Origin of the sequence: Streptomyces sp. NPDC093109, assembly GCF_040701725.1 — a bacterium.
Lineage (GTDB): Bacteria > Actinomycetota > Actinomycetes > Streptomycetales > Streptomycetaceae > Streptomyces.
Genome location: NZ_JBFBEZ010000016.1, coordinates 52935 through 67976, shown reverse-complemented (window position 1 = coordinate 67976; position 15042 = coordinate 52935). Strand labels below are relative to the sequence as shown.

The window sequence follows — 15042 nt, the reverse complement described above, 5'->3', positions numbered from 1 at the left end:
ACGTCAGTACGCCCCCGGAGCCGGTGGTTTGCGGCTCCGGGGGCGTACTCGTCTGCTACTTCAGCAGGTACGCGTCGGTGATGGTCACCTCGTAACCGTTGCCCTCGGTGTCCGTCAGCGCGCCCTTGAGGGAGACGGACGTGGCGGACGCCGGGTGGTCCAGGGTGACCGTGCGCTCGGCGCCCTCGGTGGTGACGGGGGCCTTCACCCAGGTCTTGCCGCCGTCGTAGGACGCCTCGACCTCAAGGGACTTGACGCCCACGCCGCTGCCCGCCGCGTAGCCGTCGACGGAGAGCGGCACCGTCAGCTTCGTGCCCGCCGCGGCCGTGCTGGCCAGGTTCAGCTTCGGCGCGAAGGTCAGGGTGGAGAGCGGCAGGTTCACCTGCTCGTTCCCCGGCGACGCGGACCGGAACGTCCAGGCTGCCCGGACCCGGGTGCTGACCCCGGCGATGTCGGTGCCGCGCGAGGACTCGGTGCGCAGCGTGTACGCGGCGGACGCGTCGGGCAGACCCGTGGCGAAGGTGCACTCGGGGTTGTCCCCCTCGTACACCGTCTTGTCGTCCGCCGTCATCACGGTGCTGTTCTCGGCACCTCGGGTGTATCCGGCACGGCCCTCGTGGTCGGAGTAGACCGGAGCGCAGATCATCGCGATATCCGCCGCGCGCGCCGCGAACCCGTTCCGCATGGTCGGGCTGAAGACACCCACGTTGAGCGTGAGCCCGTACGCCTTCCCCGCCTCGTACCTCTTCGACGCCGCGGCGTCGAAGAGCACCTCGTTCGAACCGTCGTACTCCTCGTCGGCGGGGACCTGTCCGGCGCCGAAGGACCATCGGTAGCCGGGCGGGGTGGTGACGTACTGCTTCGAGCTGAGGGGAAGCGGGAACAGGCCGACGGTGAGCGATCCGATGCCCATGACGTGGTTGGACCACATCGGGTGGATCGCGCCCACCTTGTTCTCCGCCGAGACGCCCATGTCCGCCGTGATCACGGCGAGTTCGCTCTCCTCGGCCTGATGCGTGAAGCCGTCGAACATACGGCCTTCACGGGTGTAGAGCAGCGTGTACTGATCCGCGCCCGCTCTCCGCGTGGCACTGACCTGTGCCTGGAACCCCTTGTTCACCGTGTCACCGACCGAGGCGGCCGAGAGCACGTCCAGCGAGTCCGTCATGAAACGGCTGAACTCGCCGCCGCCGTCCTCCCTCTCGTTGTACCAGGCGACCGTCCCGCCGTCCTCCTTGGTGGCCTCCGGCGCGGTGATGTCGAACGGCTTGGCGTCCCGCGCGTCGAAGACGATCCGCATGTCGTCGGTGACGGCGAGCCGCTGCTGGGTCAGCATCGCGACCCGGATCCCGCGCTCGCCGTCCGGGGTGAAGACGGGAGCGTCCACCAGGTACTCACCCTTGGGGACGCGGAAGACGAGCCGGCCGCTGCCGGTCCACTGCTGGTAGGACTCCCGGGTGGTGTCGTGGCTGATGAACGTGGGCATCGCCTCGGCCGGATCACCGTTCGCGTCGATCACGTCCATCGTGACGTCGTACGACTCGGGCTCACGGATGACCCCGAAGGCGGTCCGTACGGTCTGATCGCTTGAGGCGCTCCGATCGCTTGAGGAAGGCTGCCCGCTTGAGGCGACCGTCGCCACCACGGAGCCGGAGAAGCCGCCGTACCGCGAGCTGAGGCGGGTGTCGGCGGTCAGCGCGATCCGCTTCGTGGCGCCGGGCGCCACGGTGATGTGTGCGGAGTCGACCGTGAACAGTCCGTCGGGCGCGGCCTTGCCGTCCGGGCCGAGCGCCTCCGTCCTGAGGTCGAGGGTGACCGCCTCGGTCCCGTCGTTGCGGTAGGTGATCTCCTTCGTCACCGGGTCGGATCCGGTCGGTGTCCAGCGCTGGAGACCGAAGTTGACCGAGGTCTGCTCGGTGACGACCGTCTGCTCGATGGCCTTGGCCACCTCGACCCGGCCGGTGCCCTGCTGGTAGACCGTCAGCCCGGGGTTGCCGAAGGCCGAGGCGGTGAGCGCCTGCTTGATCCGCTCGCCGGTCCAGTCCGGGTGCCGCTGCGCGACGATGGCCGCCGCGCCCGCGACATGCGGCGCCGCCATCGACGTACCGTCCATGGCGACGTAGCCGTCACCCGCCGGAGTACCGATCCGCCCCTTGGCCGCCTTGGCCGCGACGATTCCCACGCCGGGAGCGGTGATGTCCGGCTTCAGCGAGCCGTCGGCGGTGGGGCCGACACTGGAGAAGTCGGCGATCTCGTCGTTGCGGTCCACCGCGCCGACCGTGAGGGCGGAAGCCGCGCTGCCGGGCGAACCGATGGTCCCGGCGCCGGGACCGTCGTTGCCCGCCGAGATGACGAACAGGATGCCGCTGCTCGCGGAGAGGGAATCGACCGCCTCTTCCAGCGGGTCGATCTCCACGTCGTCGTAGCCGCCCAGGCTCATGTTCGCGACCTTGGCGCCCTGGTCGGACGCCCACTGCATGGCGCCGATGATGCCCGAGTCGGAGGCGTACCCGTAGCGGTCGAACACCTTGGCGTCGAGGATCCTCGACTTGGGTGCCACGCCCTTGTAGGCACCCGCGGACTTGGCGCCGCTGCCCGCGATGGTGGAGGCCACGTGGGTGCCGTGCCCCATGTAGTCCACCGAGTCGCCGTCGTCGGTGAAGTCCATCTCCGCGATCTCGGCGTCCGCGAGGTCTGGGTGGGTCTGGTCCACGCCGGTATCGATGACGGCGACCTTCACACCATCGCCGTCGTAACCGGCCTCCCAGGCGGTGGGCGCGCCGATCTGCGGCACGCTCTTGTCCAGGTTCACCTGCCGGCGGCCGTCCAGCCATACGCGGCTGACGCCGGGGGCGGCGGCGCGGAGTTCGGACTTCTCCGTGGTCAGCGCGTCCCACACGTCCGAGGCGTCGTCCTTCGGGACGGAGACGGCTTCGCCGTTCAGCGAGGGGAGGTTGCGCTCCACCGTCGCACCGGCCTCCGCGACATCCGTCTTCGCCTCGGCCTTCAGCCTGGCCTTCGCGGAGCCTGCGGAGCCCTTGGAACCCTCGGTGTCCTTGGGGTGGGCGACGATCAGCGGGAGGTTCTCGCGCCGGTCGTCGTCGAAGCCGTCCTCGAACAGACCGGTCACATCGAACAGCCGCCGGTCGACCGTGCCGTCCCCGACCAGCCGCACGGCGTCGGCGGGGATCACGTACGTCCGGTCCTGCGCCCGCTGGACCGACACCGGGATGTGCTCGCGGCCCTCGCCGGGCCGTACGGAGGTCACCTGGCCCTTGGCGTCCACGTCGACGCGGTCGCCGGTGATCAGTGTGACGGTGGCCTTGCGCGGGCCGGGGGTCGGGCCTGGTGTCAGGCCGGGGGTCGGGCCGCCCGGCCCCTGGCTCGCTCCCGGCTCTAAGCCGCGAACGCCGTCGGGCGACGCGGCGACGGCTCCGGTCACCGTGCCGGCCGCGAGTGCCACCGCGACGGCGATGACACTCGCGCGGTAACCACTGGGTCTGCGCATCAAAGCTGCACCAGCCTTCCTGTTGGGGTCCCCGTCGGGAGTCCCACTGGGGGGGGTGAGACGAAGGGTGGTGCGGGAATGTGATCAACGCTGGCCCAAGTGGTCACGGATCGATAACACGACGCCGCCGCCTGAACGGCGCCTGCCGGGCGCCCCCCACCCGGTCACTCAACCCGCGCGAACTCCAGCCGCCCGCCCCGGCTTTCGGCGATCCGCAGGGTCACGCGAAGAGCGTTGACGAGGCTGAGGAGCATGCGGGACAGCTGGGCGGCGTCGATGTCGACGTTGGCGCCGACGTTGGCGCCAACGTTGGCGTCGGCATCGGCATCGACGCCGGTGCCAGTGCTGGTGCCGGCGTCGGCGTCGGCGTCGGCGTCGGCGTCGTGCGGCTTCTTGGCCAGCGACCCGACCAGCGGCCCGGCGTCCTCAAGCAGCCACTCGGCCGAGAGAAGCAGATCCTCCTCGACATCGTCGGCCAACCGGGACATCCGGCTGTCGGGCCCGTCCGGGCTGAGGTAGCACCGCTTCCCGTCGTCGTTCGTCCACGGCAGCAACCGCAGGGGGGCTTGGGGGTGGGATCCGGGACTCGCTTCACTCGTCGTACTGGGGCACATGCTCTATCCGCTCCTGTCGTGTTCGGGACCCGATTTCGGGGGCTGGAAAGCACACACATCGACCGTTACGGTGTGTGCCACCATCGTCACACTGCGACGCATGGCATCAACAGGGGCGGCCCGTCCCAGCGTTGAGAACGGGATGAATCGGCAACTCGAACAGGTGAGACCCATGAAGTTCCAGCCACAGTCACTGACCCCGTACGTCTCCGCCCGCCACTACTTCGGCTCAGAACAACGCCGCCACCGCGAGCGCGCGAACCTGTCGCTCATCCAGCTCGCGGAGGTCGTGAACTCCAGCAAGAGCGCGCTCGCGCGCATTGAGACGGCCGAGCTGATGCCGCCGCCGGACCTGCCGAGCAGGCTGGATGCGGCGCTGGGGACGGACGGGCTGTTCCATGGGCTGTACCAACTGGCGAAGCGGGAGGCGCATCCGGACCAGTACCGGCGCTTCATGGACTTCGAGTCGCAGGCCGAAATCATCGAGAACTACGAGCCGCAGGTCGTACCTGGCCCGCTACAGACTGAGTCGTACGCTCGCGTGCTACTCAGCTGCCAGAAAGACCTGACAAGGGAACAAGTCGAAGAGCGGGTTGCCGCCCGGATGTCCCGGCAGGAGCGACAGCGATCGGAAAACCCTCCGCGCCGCTGGGCCATCATCGACGAGTCTGTACTGCGACGACAGATCGGCAGCAGAGAGTGCACCTTCAAACAACTGGCCCGGCTGCTGGAGCAGGTGGATAATCGTGACAGCCTGGTTCAGGTGATGCCATTCAGCGCAGGCCCACACTCCCTGATGAGCGGCGCACTGACCCTACTAACAAGCCCCGACGGCTCCGCTGTGGCCTACGAAGAGGGCATCGAGGCCGGCCACCTCTACGAGGACCGGGACGCGGTGAAAAAGTGGCGGCGACAGTACGAAGCACTACGCGCCACGGCTCTCTCGCCTACGGAGTCGGCGACGCTGATCCGGAAGGCAATGGAGGACTACAAACCATGCAACACACCCCCGAACTGAGCGCGGCTCAATGGCGCAAGAGCAGCCACAGCAACACCAACGGGGGCAACTGCGTCGAGATCACCGAGGACTTCCCCGGCGTCGTCCCCGTACGCGACAGCAAGAACCCCACCGGCCCCGCCCTCATGATCCCGGCCGCCACCTGGACCACGTTCATCGCCACCCTCAAGGCGTAGAGCCCGGCAATTCCACAGCTCAGCCCGTCCCCAGTCACCACCCCGGGACGGGCTGAAGGCAACGGAGCGGAGGACCACGAGCCATGCGACACACCCTCAAGCTGAGCAACGCGTGCTGGCGCAAGAGCAGCTACAGCAACACCAACGGGGGCGAATGCGTCGAGATCACCGAGGACTTCCCCGGCGTCGTCCCCGTACGCGACAGCAAGAACCCCACCGGCCCCACCCTCATGATCCCGGCCGCCACCTGGACCACGTTCATCGCCACCCTCAAGGCATAGAGCCCGGCAATTCCGCAGCTCAGCCCGTCCCGGCACCGCCCCGGGACGGGTCTGAGGCACCGGTGAGACCGGTGAGGTTCTTCCGGTATAGGGCGATGGCCTGCTCGGTCGGGTAGTTGGGGACGGTGACGGTTTCGCCGGTCGTCTTCGACACCACGATCTTGGCTCCGCCCGGTGGGGCGGGCCGCAGCCGGCCGGTGGCGTCGGCGGGGCGCGGGGACGCCGCGTACACGAGGTAGCCGATGTCGAACTCGTGGACGTGCAGTTCGGCGGGGGTGCCGTACCGCGCGCAGACGATGTCGATGGCCTGGTCCGGGGTGAAGGGCCGCGTGGCGGGTGTCCTATCGGGTGGAACCATGGCCCTGTCCGATCTCGGCGACGACCACCGTATCCGTATCCGCCTCCGCCAGGAGGCCACCGCCCGGGGCCCACACGGCGGAGCGGCCACAGCCGGTCCACGGACCCGCTGGCCCGGCGTGGTTGTGCTTCCGGTACGTGGTGACCAGCTCACCGGCGAGGGCGGCCATGCGCCGCACATTGGCGGTTACGTCGGCGGGGACGCAGGCGAACTGGGCGGTGGCGATCCTCATAGCCCCCAGCCTGCCAGCCCGCGATCGGGCCCGGCAGGGGGAGCCGAGCAGGCCGCCCGTGGGTGGCATGTCGGGGGTGGGCCGGTGGCGCGGGCCGTGGGGAAGGGGGCCGCCCCTCCTGCTGTGAGTATCGCGACTCCGTGACAGGTGTAAAGGGCGCTCCTGCGTCGCGTCGGCTGCGCCGATTTCGCTTCGCTACACCCTTGACACCTGTCCCGGAGTCGCAAGTGCGGGTGCGGGAGGGGCGGCCGGGGGGTGAGGGGGGCCCAGGAGGTCCGCTGTCCTACCACTCGGCTCAGGGTCCGGCGGCCCGGTGGGCCCTGCGGGGCTGCGCACACTTTCAATGGGGCGGCCCGGCTCGTCTCGGCGGCTGACGGCCGCCTGTTGGTCGGCACTCATGCCCCGCTGGTCACCGTTGCGCTGTGGTGCCCGGGAGCTGGACGGGAGTTGCTGTCCGGCCGGGTCCTCGGGCCGGTCCGGGGGCCGGGGGTCTCCGGGCGGTGCCCGGGGGCGGGAGCAGGGAGTGCGACGTTAGAGCCACTTCCGGCACGTCAGACGACTGCAACGTCACAGTCGTCGGGATCAAGCCCCCCACCCCCGTCAACATGTCCCATACGGGACGGTTTGACGGAGGATTGAGGGCCTCTCTGGACGGCACATGTGTCCTGAGGTGCGTTAGACGCACTCCTCGGCGCGAAGACCGCCTTGGGAGCCCACTTGTCGCCACACACGTCCCAGCAGACCCTGCCCCCACTCCACGGTGACCAGCGGGGCAGGTGTCGCAACCGGCAACGGACCGTTGGCCGCTGAGCCGGTGTCGGACCGCCCCTCTCCTCTGCCGCGTGGCCCCGCAGGGTCCACCGGGCCGCCTGACCCTGAACCGAGCGGCAGAACAGCCGGTCCCCCGGGCAACCCCCTCCCCCCGGCCGCCCCTCCCACACCCGCACTTGCGCTGGAGGGCCGGGTGTCCAGGGTGGAGCGCAGCGGAATCGGCGCAGCCGACGCGACGGAGGAGCGCCCTTGACACCCGGCCCGGAAGCGCGAAACTCACACCAGGAGGGGCGGCCCCACACCCAACAACCCCCGCCACCCACCCACACCACTCAACACCGCTCTGACCCGCACCCGACAATCCCACCGAGACCAGCGGGGCATGAGTCTCAGCAAGCAGCGGACCGTCAGCCGCCCAGCCCACCGGCGCCCTCACTCGGCCGTGCTCAGGGGTCCGCTCCGTCATCGGCCTGCGTCGTGCCGCTCGGGCCACTCAGCTTCTCCCGCTCCTCCAACCCCACCAGCCCTACCAGCTCCAGCAGCAGCCGCAGCTCCCGCCCCTCCCCGCGCAGTCGGAACCCGCACCCCTGTCTGCGGGCCGCCAGTCGGAGCCGGGCCAGTACCTCGACGGCCGCCAGGCCCGGTTGGACGAGGCCGCCCACGTCGCAGATCACCTCGCCCCGGTCGGCGGCGGCCAGCTTCGCGCCCAGGTCGGCGCAGAGCCTCGGTACGTCGGCGGGCGTGACGTGGCCGGCGATGACGAGCAGGATCGGTTCTGTGACATCCACGGGTGGGAGACCGGTCACACTGCCAAAACTCATCGCAGCAGCTCAAGGACCGGCCCGTACGCTGCTGAACATGACCATGACGCATGAACCTGTCGAGCCTGTCGAGCCTGTCGAGCCTGTCGAGCCTGTCGAGCCTGTCGAGCTGGTGATTTTCGACTGCGACGGTGTCCTCGTGGACAGCGAGCGCATCTGCGTGAAGATCGACGTGCGGGTGATGGCCGAACTGGGCTGTGACTTCACCGAGGAGGAGGTGGTCTCCACCTTCGTCGGCTCGTCCTTCGCCGTCCGGAACGCTCTCATCGAGGAGCGGCTCGGGCGGGCCCTCGCGCCGGAGTGGTACAAGGCGTACGACCATCTCTACGAAGAGGCGCTCGCCACCGACCTGTTGGCGATCGACGGGGTCGCGGACGCGCTCGAAGCGCTCGACCTGCCGTTCTGCCTTGCCTCCAACGGCGGGCACGCCAACATCCGGCGCAATCTGACCACCACCGGCCTGCGTCACCACTTCGCTGAGGACCGTATCTTCAGCGCCGCCGATGTCGCCGTGGGCAAGCCCGCGCCCGATCTCTTCCTGCACGCGGCCCGCTCGCTGGGCGTGGCTCCGGCGCGCTGTGTGGTGGTGGAGGACAGCCCGTACGGGGTGACTGCGGCTCGGGCGGCGGGGATGGCGGCGTTCGGTTACGCGGGCGGCCTGACCGCCGCGCACCGGCTGGCCGGGCCGGGCACGGTGGTCTTCGAGGACATGCGGGAGCTGCCGCGGCTGCTGGGGGTGGGGCGGAGCCGGGCCGTGCGCCCCGTCAGCTGACGGGGAACTCCGCCGTGTCGATCGCCAGGTCGAAGGGGGCGGGGAGGGTGAGCTTGCCCCCGTACGCGACCGTTTCGAGCATGCGGTACGTGCCGCCCTCGGGGTCGCCGTAGAGCGTGGCTGTCGGAGAATCCGACGCCCACGGGTCCAGCAGCAGATAGAGCGGAACTCCCGCCTGGGCGTAGCCGTGCGCCTTGGCGATCCGATCATGGTGGGCGTTGCCGCGTGAGGTGATCTCAACGACGAGCTTCGCCCGGCTAGCCGGGAAGATTTCCCCGGGTGCGGACCGGTCCGCCTGCGACGCCACCATGAGGTCGGGGATGTAAAGGCCCTTGCGACCCGGTACCGCTGCTTCCTGCGTCTGAAAGACTCTCCAGTTCCCCGGAATGACGCTTGCGAGACGGAGCAGCAGCAGGTATGCCGTTGAATTGTGGTCCCAGGACGGCGACGGTGACACGGTGATGATCCCCTCGATGATCTCCACCTTGCAGCCCTCGGGTGCGTCCTTCTCTTTCCAGAGACGGACGAGGTCGTCCCAGCCCTGCTCAGGGCCGTGGTCGACAGTGAGTGCGCTCATGGCGGTCTCCATTCGTTTGCGTCACCGATCCCAGCATGCCGAACGGGACCGGTGGCCGTCCACCGATCCCGTTCACCCGAATGGGTATCCCCGCAGGTCAGACCCGCGTCAGACCCGCGTCAGACCCGCGCCAGACCCGCGTCAGGCGATACGTTCCCGCACCACCGGCGCCGCCGTGAACGCCGTGCCCGGTGCGCCGATGTCGTACGTGCCCGCCAGGGCCTCCGTCGCGTAGGCGAACTTCTCCGGGGTGTCCGTGTGCAGGGTCAGCAGGGGCTGGCCCTCGGTGACGCGGTCGCCGGGCTTGGCGTGGATCTCGATGCCGGCGCCCGCCTGGACCGGGTCCTCCTTGCGGGCGCGGCCCGCGCCGAGGCGCCAGGCGGCTACGCCGACTCCGTAGGCGTCGAGGCGGGTGAGGACGCCGGTGGCGGGGGCCGTGATGATCTGCTGTTCGCGGGCGACCGGGAGGTCCGCGTCCGGGTCGCCGCCCTGGGCCGCGATCATCCGGCGCCAGACGTCCATCGCCGAGCCGTCGGCCAGCGCCTTCGCCGGGTCGGCGTCGGGCAGGCCCGCCGCGTCGAGCATCTCGCGGGCGAGCGCCAGGGTGAGTTCGACGACGTCGGCCGGGCCGCCGCCCGCGAGGACCTCGACGGACTCGCGGACCTCCAGGGCGTTGCCGGCCGTCAGGCCGAGCGGGGTGGCCATATCGGTGAGCAGGGCGACGGTCTTCACGCCGTGGTCGGTGCCGAGGCCGACCATGGTGGAGGCCAGCTCGCGGGCGTCCTCGATGGTCTTCATGAACGCGCCGGTGCCGACCTTGACGTCCAGGACCAGCGAGCCGGTCCCCTCGGCAATCTTCTTGGACATGATCGAGGAGGCGATCAGCGGGATCGCCTCGACCGTGCCGGTGACATCACGCAGCGCGTACAGCTTCTTGTCGGCCGGGGCCAGCCCGTCGCCCGCCGCGCAGATGACCGCGCCGGTGGTGTCGAGGACGTACAGCATCTCCTCGTTGGAGAGCAGCGCCCGCCAGCCGGGAATGGACTCCAGCTTGTCGAGGGTGCCGCCGGTGTGGCCGAGGCCCCGGCCGCTGAGCTGCGGTACGGCGGCGCCGCACGCGGCGACCAGCGGGGCCAGCGGGAGGGTGATCTTGTCGCCGACGCCGCCGGTGGAGTGCTTGTCGGCCGTCGGGCGCGACAGCGCGGAGAAGTCCATGCGCTCGCCGGAGGCGATCATGGCGGCGGTCCAGCGGGCGATCTCGGTGCGGTTCATGCCGTTGAGCAGGATCGCCATCGCGAGCGCCGACATCTGCTCGTCGGCGACCTCGCCGCGCGTGTAGGCGTCGATCACCCAGTCGATCTGCTCCGGGCTCAGCTCGCCCCGGTCGCGCTTGGTGCGGATGACGGAGATGACGTCCATGGTGGTCCTTACGCGTGGATTGGTTCGGTATTACGGCGGCCCCGGGGGAGCCGGATCGCGGCTCTCCCCGGGACCGGGCTCAGTGGAGGCGGCCGGCGTCGAGGCGACCGGCGTCGAGGTGTCCCGGGCCGAAGGCCTGCGGGAGCATCTCGGCCATGGTCCGGAAGCCGTCCGGGGTCTCCAGGATCAGCTCGGCGCCGCCGAACTCGTACAGCAGCTGCCGGCACCGGCCGCACGGCACCAGCACCTCGCCCGCGCCGTCGACGCAGGTGAAGTGGGTGAGCCGGCCGCCGCCGCCGAGCTGGAGGGCGGAGATCAGGCCGCACTCGGCGCAGAGCCCGATGCCGTACGAGGCGTTCTCGACGTTGCAGCCGGTGACCGTACGGCCGTCGTCGACCAGGGCGGCCACGCCGACCGGGTACTTCGAGTACGGCGCGTACGCGTGGGTCATGGCGTCGCGGGCGGCGGCGCGCAGGGCGTCCCAGTCGACGGCGGCGGTGTCCACGGCGGTCACGGTCATTTGCCCTGCCCTCTTCGGTACGGCATCCCGTCGGCCTTCGGCATCCGCAGCCGTTGCGCGGAGAGCGCGAGGACGAGCAGCGTCGTGACGTACGGCGCGGCGTCGACGAACTGGCTGGGCACCTGGTCGGTGAGCCCGTACCAGACGAAGAGCAGCACCGAGACGGCCGCCGAGATGGCGGCGGGGACGTACTTCTTCTTGTACAGCTGCCAGGCTACGGCGATGACCAGCAGGATCGCGAGCAGGAGCAGCATCGCGTGGACGTTCTCGGCGCCGCCGCGCAGCTTGAGGCTGTCGGTGAAGCCGAAGAGCCCGGCGCCCAGCGCCATGCCGCCCGGCATCCAGTTGCCGAAGATCATCGCGGCGAGGCCGATGTAGCCGCGCCCGCCGGTCTGGCCCTCCTGGTAGATGCCGGTGGAGACGATGGCGAGGAAGGCGCCGGCGAGTCCGGCGAGTCCGCCGGAGACGGCGACGGCGATGTACTTGTACTTGTAGACGTTGACGCCGAGGGATTCGGCGGCGACCGGGTTCTCACCGCAGGAGCGCAGCCGCAGTCCGAACGCGGTGCGCCACAGGATCCACCAGGTGGCGGGGATCAGGAGCAGCGCGACGACGGTGAGCAGCGACAGGTTGGTGACCAAGCCGCCGACGATGCCCGCGAGGTCGGAGATCAGGAACCAGTGTTTCCCCTGGAGGGTCGCCATCCAGTCGGCGAGTCCGGGGACTGTGATCTCGGTGATGGAGCCGATGCGCGGGGACTGCTTGGTGGAGCCGCCCTCGACGCCGTCGAAGGCGTAGTTGGAGAGGTAGCGGGTGACGCCGACGGCGAGGATGTTGATGGCCACACCGGAGACGATGTGGTTCACGCCGAAGGTGACGGTGATGACGGCGTGCAGCAGTCCGCCGAGGCAGCCGCCCAGGATGCCGACGAGGACGCCGGTCCAGGGGCCCCACTGGTAGCCGGCCCAGGCGCCGAACCAGGTGCCGAGGATCATCATGCCTTCGAGGCCGATGTTGACGACGCCCGCGCGCTCGGCCCACAGACCGCCGAGGCCGGCGAGGCCGATCGGGATGGCGAGTTCGAGGGCGCCGGCGACCTGGCCGACGGAGGTGATGTCGTCGGCGCCGCTGATCAGCCGTACGAGCGAGACGAGGGCGAGCGCCCCCGCGACGATCAGCAGGATGACGGGCACGGAGAACGTCGGGCGTCCGCCGCTCTTCCTGGGTGCGGCGCTCGTGGCAGAGACGGTGCTCGTGTTCGTACTCGTACTCACAGCGCGGACCCCTCCTTCTCGGTCTGGTCGGACGGGTCGGGGTGGGCCTCGGTGGTGAGGGCGCCGCCTGCGGCGAGTTCCTCGCCGACCTTCTGCTGCTGGCGGCGGATCCCGTAGCGGCGGACGAGTTCGTAGCTGACGACGACCGCGATCACGATCAGGCCCTGCATGATCGTGGCGATCTCCTTCTCGTACCCGAACTGGTCGAGGGAGGCGGAGGTCTTGTCCAGGAAGGCGATCAGCAGCGCGCTGAAGAGCATGCCCACCGGGTTGTTCCGGCCGAGCAGGGCGATGGTGATGCCGAAGAAGCCGATACCGGCCGGGAAGTCCAGGCTGTACGTGTGGGAGTCGCCGAGCAGGGTCGGCATTCCGACGAGCCCGGCGACCCCGCCGGAGATCAGCATCGCGGTCAGGGTCATCTTCTTGGCGTCGACGCCGGAGGCCTGTGCGGCGCTCTCGCTGGCGCCGGTGGCGCGCAGGTCGAAGCCGAAGCGGGTGCGGCCGAGGACGAACCAGTAGACGATGCCGCAGGCGACGGCGACGAAGGTGAAGCCGTAGATGTCACCGGCCTCGGCGCCGAGGGAGAGGCCGGGGAACCAGCCGGACTCCGGGATGATGCCGGTGGTCAGGTTGTTGGAGCCGGCGGGCTGGACGCCGAGGTTCGCCGGCTGGATCAGCCAGGCGATCAGGCTGGTGGCGATGGCGTTGAGCATGATCGTCGCGACGACCTCGCTCACTCCGCGCGTCGTCTTCAGGATGCCCGCGATGCCCGCCCAGAACGCGCCGACCAGCATCGCGACGATCACGATCAGTGCGATGTGGAGCGGTCCGGGGAGGTTGACGTTGGCGCCGACGAGGGCGGCCATCATGGCGGCGAGCCGGTACTGGCCGTCGACGCCGATGTTGAAGAGGTTCATCCGGAAGCCGACGGCGACCGCGAGCGCGGCCAGGTAGTACGTGCCGGCCTGGTTGATGATCAGGACCTGGATATCGACGTACTGCGCGGAGTCGGACATCAGCTGGTAGAGCCGGAACGGGTCCTTGCCCGAGGCCAGCAGCACCACGGTGGTGAGGGCGAACGCGACGATCATGGCGAGCGCCGGACCGGCGACGCCCAGGATCAGCCTGTCCTTGTCGAATTTCTTCATCGGGCGTCGTCCTCCGCCGTCTCGGCCGCTTCCGGTGCCTCCAGGTGACCGGTGGCGGCGCCGGTCATGGCGGAGCCCAGCTCCTCCGGGGTGATGGTGGCGGGGTCCGCGTCGGCGACGAGCCGGCCGCGGTACATGACCCGCAGGGTGTCGGAGAGCCCGATCAGCTCGTCCAGGTCGGCGGAGATCAGCAGGACGGCGAGGCCCTCGCGGCGCGCCTCGCGGATCTGGTCCCAGATCTGCGCCTGCGCGCCGACGTCCACGCCGCGGGTCGGGTGCGCGGCGATGAGCAGCTTGGGGCTGTGGCTCATCTCGCGGCCGACGATCAGCTTCTGCTGGTTTCCGCCGGACAGGGAGGCCGCGGTGACCTCGATGCCGGGGGTACGGACGTCGTACTCGCGCACGATCCGTACGGTGTCGGCGCGCGCGGCGCGCGGGTCGAGCAGGCCGCGGCGGCTGTTGGGCGTCTCGGTGACATGGCCGAGGATGCGGTTCTCCCAGAGGGACGACTCCAGCAGCAGGCCGTGCCGGTGCCGGTCCTCGGGGATGTAGCCGATGCCGTCCTCGCGCCGTTTGCGGGTGGGTGCGTGGGAGATGTCGGCGGAGTCGAGGGTGATGGTGCCGCCGTCGGGGTCGCGCATCCCCATCAGCGCCTCGATCAGTTCGGTCTGGCCGTTGCCCTCGACGCCGGCGATGCCGAGCACCTCACCGCGGTGGATGGTGAAGGTGATGGAGTCGAGCACCTCGCGTACGGCGCCGTCGGGGTCGGTGGCGGTGAGCCGCAGTCCGTCCACGGTGAGTGTGGGGATGTCGGTGACCGTCGACTCGCGGGTCTCGGGCGAGGGCAGTTCGCTGCCGACCATCAGCTCGGCGAGTTGCTTGGTGGTGGTGCCGGCGGGGTCGGCGGTGCCGACGGTCGTGCCGCGGCGGATGACGGTGATGTCGTCGGCGACGGAGAGCACCTCGCCCAGCTTGTGCGAGATGAAGATGACGGTGAGGCCCTCGGCCTTGAGCTCGCGGAGGTTGTCGAAGAGCGCCTCGACCTCCTGCGGTACGAGGACGGCGGTGGGCTCGTCGAGGATCAGGATGCGGGCGCCGCGGTAGAGGACCTTGAGGATCTCGACGCGCTGGCGGTCGGCGACCCCGAGGTCCTCGACGAGCGCGTCGGGGCGGACGCCGAGACCGTACGCGTCGGAGATCTCCTGGATCTTCTTGCGGGCCTTGGCGCCGATGCCGTACAGCTTCTCGCCGCCGAGGACGACGTTCTCCAGGACGGTGAAGTTGTCGGCGAGCATGAAGTGCTGGTGCACCATGCCGATGCCGCGCGCGATGGCGTCGCCGGGGGTGGCGAAGGCCGCCGGCGTGCCGTCGATGGTGATGGTGCCCTCGTCCGGCTTCTGCATGCCGTAGAGGATCTTCATCAGGGTCGACTTGCCGGCGCCGTTCTCGCCGACCAGGGCGTGGACGGTGCCTCTGCGGACGGTGATGTCGATGTCGTGGTTGGCGACGACACCGGGGAAGCGCTTGGTGATGCCGCGCAGCTCGACGGCGGG

At 69.9% G+C, this 15042-nt stretch carries 15 protein-coding genes; 4 read left to right on the top strand and 11 right to left on the bottom strand.

Annotated elements, in window-relative coordinates:
• Positions 1 to 55 precede the first annotated feature (55 nt).
• Together AB0389_RS17495 and AB0389_RS17490 are read right to left on the bottom strand one after the other, a co-directional pair.
• Positions 56 to 3508 carry a S8 family serine peptidase gene (locus AB0389_RS17495; protein WP_366396277.1) on the bottom strand — a complete coding sequence of 1151 codons (3453 nt, stop codon included), beginning with the start codon at positions 3506 to 3508 and terminating at the stop codon, positions 56 to 58.
• A gap of 164 nt (positions 3509 to 3672) precedes the next feature.
• Positions 3673 to 4122 carry a hypothetical protein gene (locus tag AB0389_RS17490; RefSeq protein ID WP_366396276.1) on the bottom strand — a complete coding sequence of 150 codons (450 nt, stop codon included), beginning with the start codon at positions 4120 to 4122 and terminating at the stop codon, positions 3673 to 3675.
• A 172-nt stretch (positions 4123 to 4294) separates the two neighbouring features.
• On the opposite strand from AB0389_RS17490, the gene AB0389_RS17485 reads away from it, so the two are divergent.
• From AB0389_RS17485 to AB0389_RS17475, 3 genes are all read left to right on the top strand, one after another.
• Positions 4295 to 5140 carry a helix-turn-helix transcriptional regulator gene (locus AB0389_RS17485; RefSeq protein WP_366396275.1) on the top strand — a complete coding sequence of 282 codons (846 nt, stop codon included), beginning with the start codon at positions 4295 to 4297 and terminating at the stop codon, positions 5138 to 5140.
• Positions 5119 to 5316, top strand: coding sequence for a DUF397 domain-containing protein (locus tag AB0389_RS17480; RefSeq protein WP_366396274.1), 198 nt, complete (start codon positions 5119 to 5121; stop codon positions 5314 to 5316). Before AB0389_RS17485 ends, AB0389_RS17480 begins: the two co-directional genes overlap by 22 nt.
• Positions 5317 to 5399: 83 nt before the next feature.
• On the top strand, positions 5400 to 5597 hold the full coding sequence (locus AB0389_RS17475; RefSeq protein ID WP_366396273.1) for a DUF397 domain-containing protein: 198 nt from the start codon (positions 5400 to 5402) through the stop codon (positions 5595 to 5597).
• Positions 5598 to 5616: 19 nt separating this feature from the next.
• On the opposite strand, the gene AB0389_RS17470 is transcribed toward AB0389_RS17475, so the two are convergent.
• From AB0389_RS17470 to AB0389_RS17460, 3 genes are all read right to left on the bottom strand, one after another.
• On the bottom strand, positions 5617 to 5955 hold the full coding sequence (locus AB0389_RS17470; protein WP_366396272.1) for a hypothetical protein: 339 nt from the start codon (positions 5953 to 5955) through the stop codon (positions 5617 to 5619).
• The gene (locus AB0389_RS17465; protein ID WP_366396271.1) at positions 5939 to 6187 is read right to left on the bottom strand and encodes a hypothetical protein; all 249 of its coding nucleotides are present in this window, start codon (positions 6185 to 6187) and stop codon (positions 5939 to 5941) included. Before AB0389_RS17465 ends, AB0389_RS17470 begins: the two co-directional genes overlap by 17 nt.
• Positions 6188 to 7404: 1217 nt before the next feature.
• Positions 7405 to 7746, bottom strand: a complete 342-nt coding sequence (locus AB0389_RS17460; protein WP_366396270.1) for an STAS domain-containing protein — start codon at positions 7744 to 7746, stop codon at positions 7405 to 7407.
• Between the two features lie 145 nt (positions 7747 to 7891).
• Here AB0389_RS17460 and AB0389_RS17455 point away from each other — a divergent pair, with 145 nt between their 5' ends.
• Positions 7892 to 8551: an HAD-IA family hydrolase gene (locus AB0389_RS17455; RefSeq protein WP_366396370.1), complete on the top strand. Its 660-nt coding sequence runs from the start codon at positions 7892 to 7894 to the stop codon at positions 8549 to 8551.
• On the opposite strand, the gene AB0389_RS17450 is transcribed toward AB0389_RS17455, so the two are convergent.
• The 6 genes from AB0389_RS17450 to AB0389_RS17425 all read right to left on the bottom strand — a co-directional run bounded on the left by AB0389_RS17450 (position 8544) and on the right by AB0389_RS17425 (position 15030).
• The gene (locus tag AB0389_RS17450) at positions 8544 to 9128 is read right to left on the bottom strand and encodes a Uma2 family endonuclease (RefSeq protein WP_366396269.1); all 585 of its coding nucleotides are present in this window, start codon (positions 9126 to 9128) and stop codon (positions 8544 to 8546) included. The two genes, AB0389_RS17455 and AB0389_RS17450, sit on opposite strands and share 8 nt — an antisense overlap.
• Before the next feature lie 141 nt (positions 9129 to 9269).
• Positions 9270 to 10547 carry a thymidine phosphorylase gene (locus tag AB0389_RS17445; RefSeq protein WP_366396268.1) on the bottom strand — a complete coding sequence of 426 codons (1278 nt, stop codon included), beginning with the start codon at positions 10545 to 10547 and terminating at the stop codon, positions 9270 to 9272.
• 79 nt (positions 10548 to 10626) lie between these two features.
• Positions 10627 to 11067 (bottom strand): cytidine deaminase, encoded by a 441-nt coding sequence (locus AB0389_RS17440; RefSeq protein ID WP_366396267.1) that lies wholly within the window; start codon positions 11065 to 11067, stop codon positions 10627 to 10629.
• On the bottom strand, positions 11064 to 12341 hold the full coding sequence (locus AB0389_RS17435) for an ABC transporter permease (RefSeq protein WP_366396266.1): 1278 nt from the start codon (positions 12339 to 12341) through the stop codon (positions 11064 to 11066). Before AB0389_RS17435 ends, AB0389_RS17440 begins: the two co-directional genes overlap by 4 nt.
• A complete protein-coding gene (locus AB0389_RS17430) occupies positions 12338 to 13489 on the bottom strand; it encodes an ABC transporter permease (RefSeq protein WP_366396265.1) in 1152 nt (383 codons plus the stop codon). The genes AB0389_RS17435 and AB0389_RS17430 overlap by 4 nt, the downstream gene beginning before the upstream one ends.
• Positions 13486 to 15030 carry an ABC transporter ATP-binding protein gene (locus AB0389_RS17425; RefSeq protein ID WP_366396369.1) on the bottom strand — a complete coding sequence of 515 codons (1545 nt, stop codon included), beginning with the start codon at positions 15028 to 15030 and terminating at the stop codon, positions 13486 to 13488. The genes AB0389_RS17430 and AB0389_RS17425 overlap by 4 nt, the downstream gene beginning before the upstream one ends.
• Positions 15031 to 15042 lie beyond the last annotated feature (12 nt).

Bases quoted from the DNA above. Each gene is read 5' to 3' on its own strand.
- AB0389_RS17465 (WP_366396271.1), bottom strand. From the start codon at position 6,187: ATGAGGATCGCCACCGCCCAGTTCGCCTGCGTCCCCGCCGACGTAACC.
- AB0389_RS17440 (WP_366396267.1), bottom strand. From the start codon at position 11,067: ATGACCGTGACCGCCGTGGACACCGCCGCCGTCGACTGGGACGCCCTG.
- AB0389_RS17480 (WP_366396274.1), top strand. From the start codon at position 5,119: ATGCAACACACCCCCGAACTGAGCGCGGCTCAATGGCGCAAGAGCAGC.
- AB0389_RS17470 (WP_366396272.1), bottom strand. From the start codon at position 5,955: ATGGTTCCACCCGATAGGACACCCGCCACGCGGCCCTTCACCCCGGAC.
- AB0389_RS17485 (WP_366396275.1), top strand. From the start codon at position 4,295: ATGAAGTTCCAGCCACAGTCACTGACCCCGTACGTCTCCGCCCGCCAC.
- AB0389_RS17450 (WP_366396269.1), bottom strand. From the start codon at position 9,128: ATGAGCGCACTCACTGTCGACCACGGCCCTGAGCAGGGCTGGGACGAC.
- AB0389_RS17495 (WP_366396277.1), bottom strand. From the start codon at position 3,508: ATGCGCAGACCCAGTGGTTACCGCGCGAGTGTCATCGCCGTCGCGGTG.
- AB0389_RS17445 (WP_366396268.1), bottom strand. From the start codon at position 10,547: ATGGACGTCATCTCCGTCATCCGCACCAAGCGCGACCGGGGCGAGCTG.
- AB0389_RS17430 (WP_366396265.1), bottom strand. From the start codon at position 13,489: ATGAAGAAATTCGACAAGGACAGGCTGATCCTGGGCGTCGCCGGTCCG.
- AB0389_RS17490 (WP_366396276.1), bottom strand. From the start codon at position 4,122: ATGTGCCCCAGTACGACGAGTGAAGCGAGTCCCGGATCCCACCCCCAA.
- AB0389_RS17475 (WP_366396273.1), top strand. From the start codon at position 5,400: ATGCGACACACCCTCAAGCTGAGCAACGCGTGCTGGCGCAAGAGCAGC.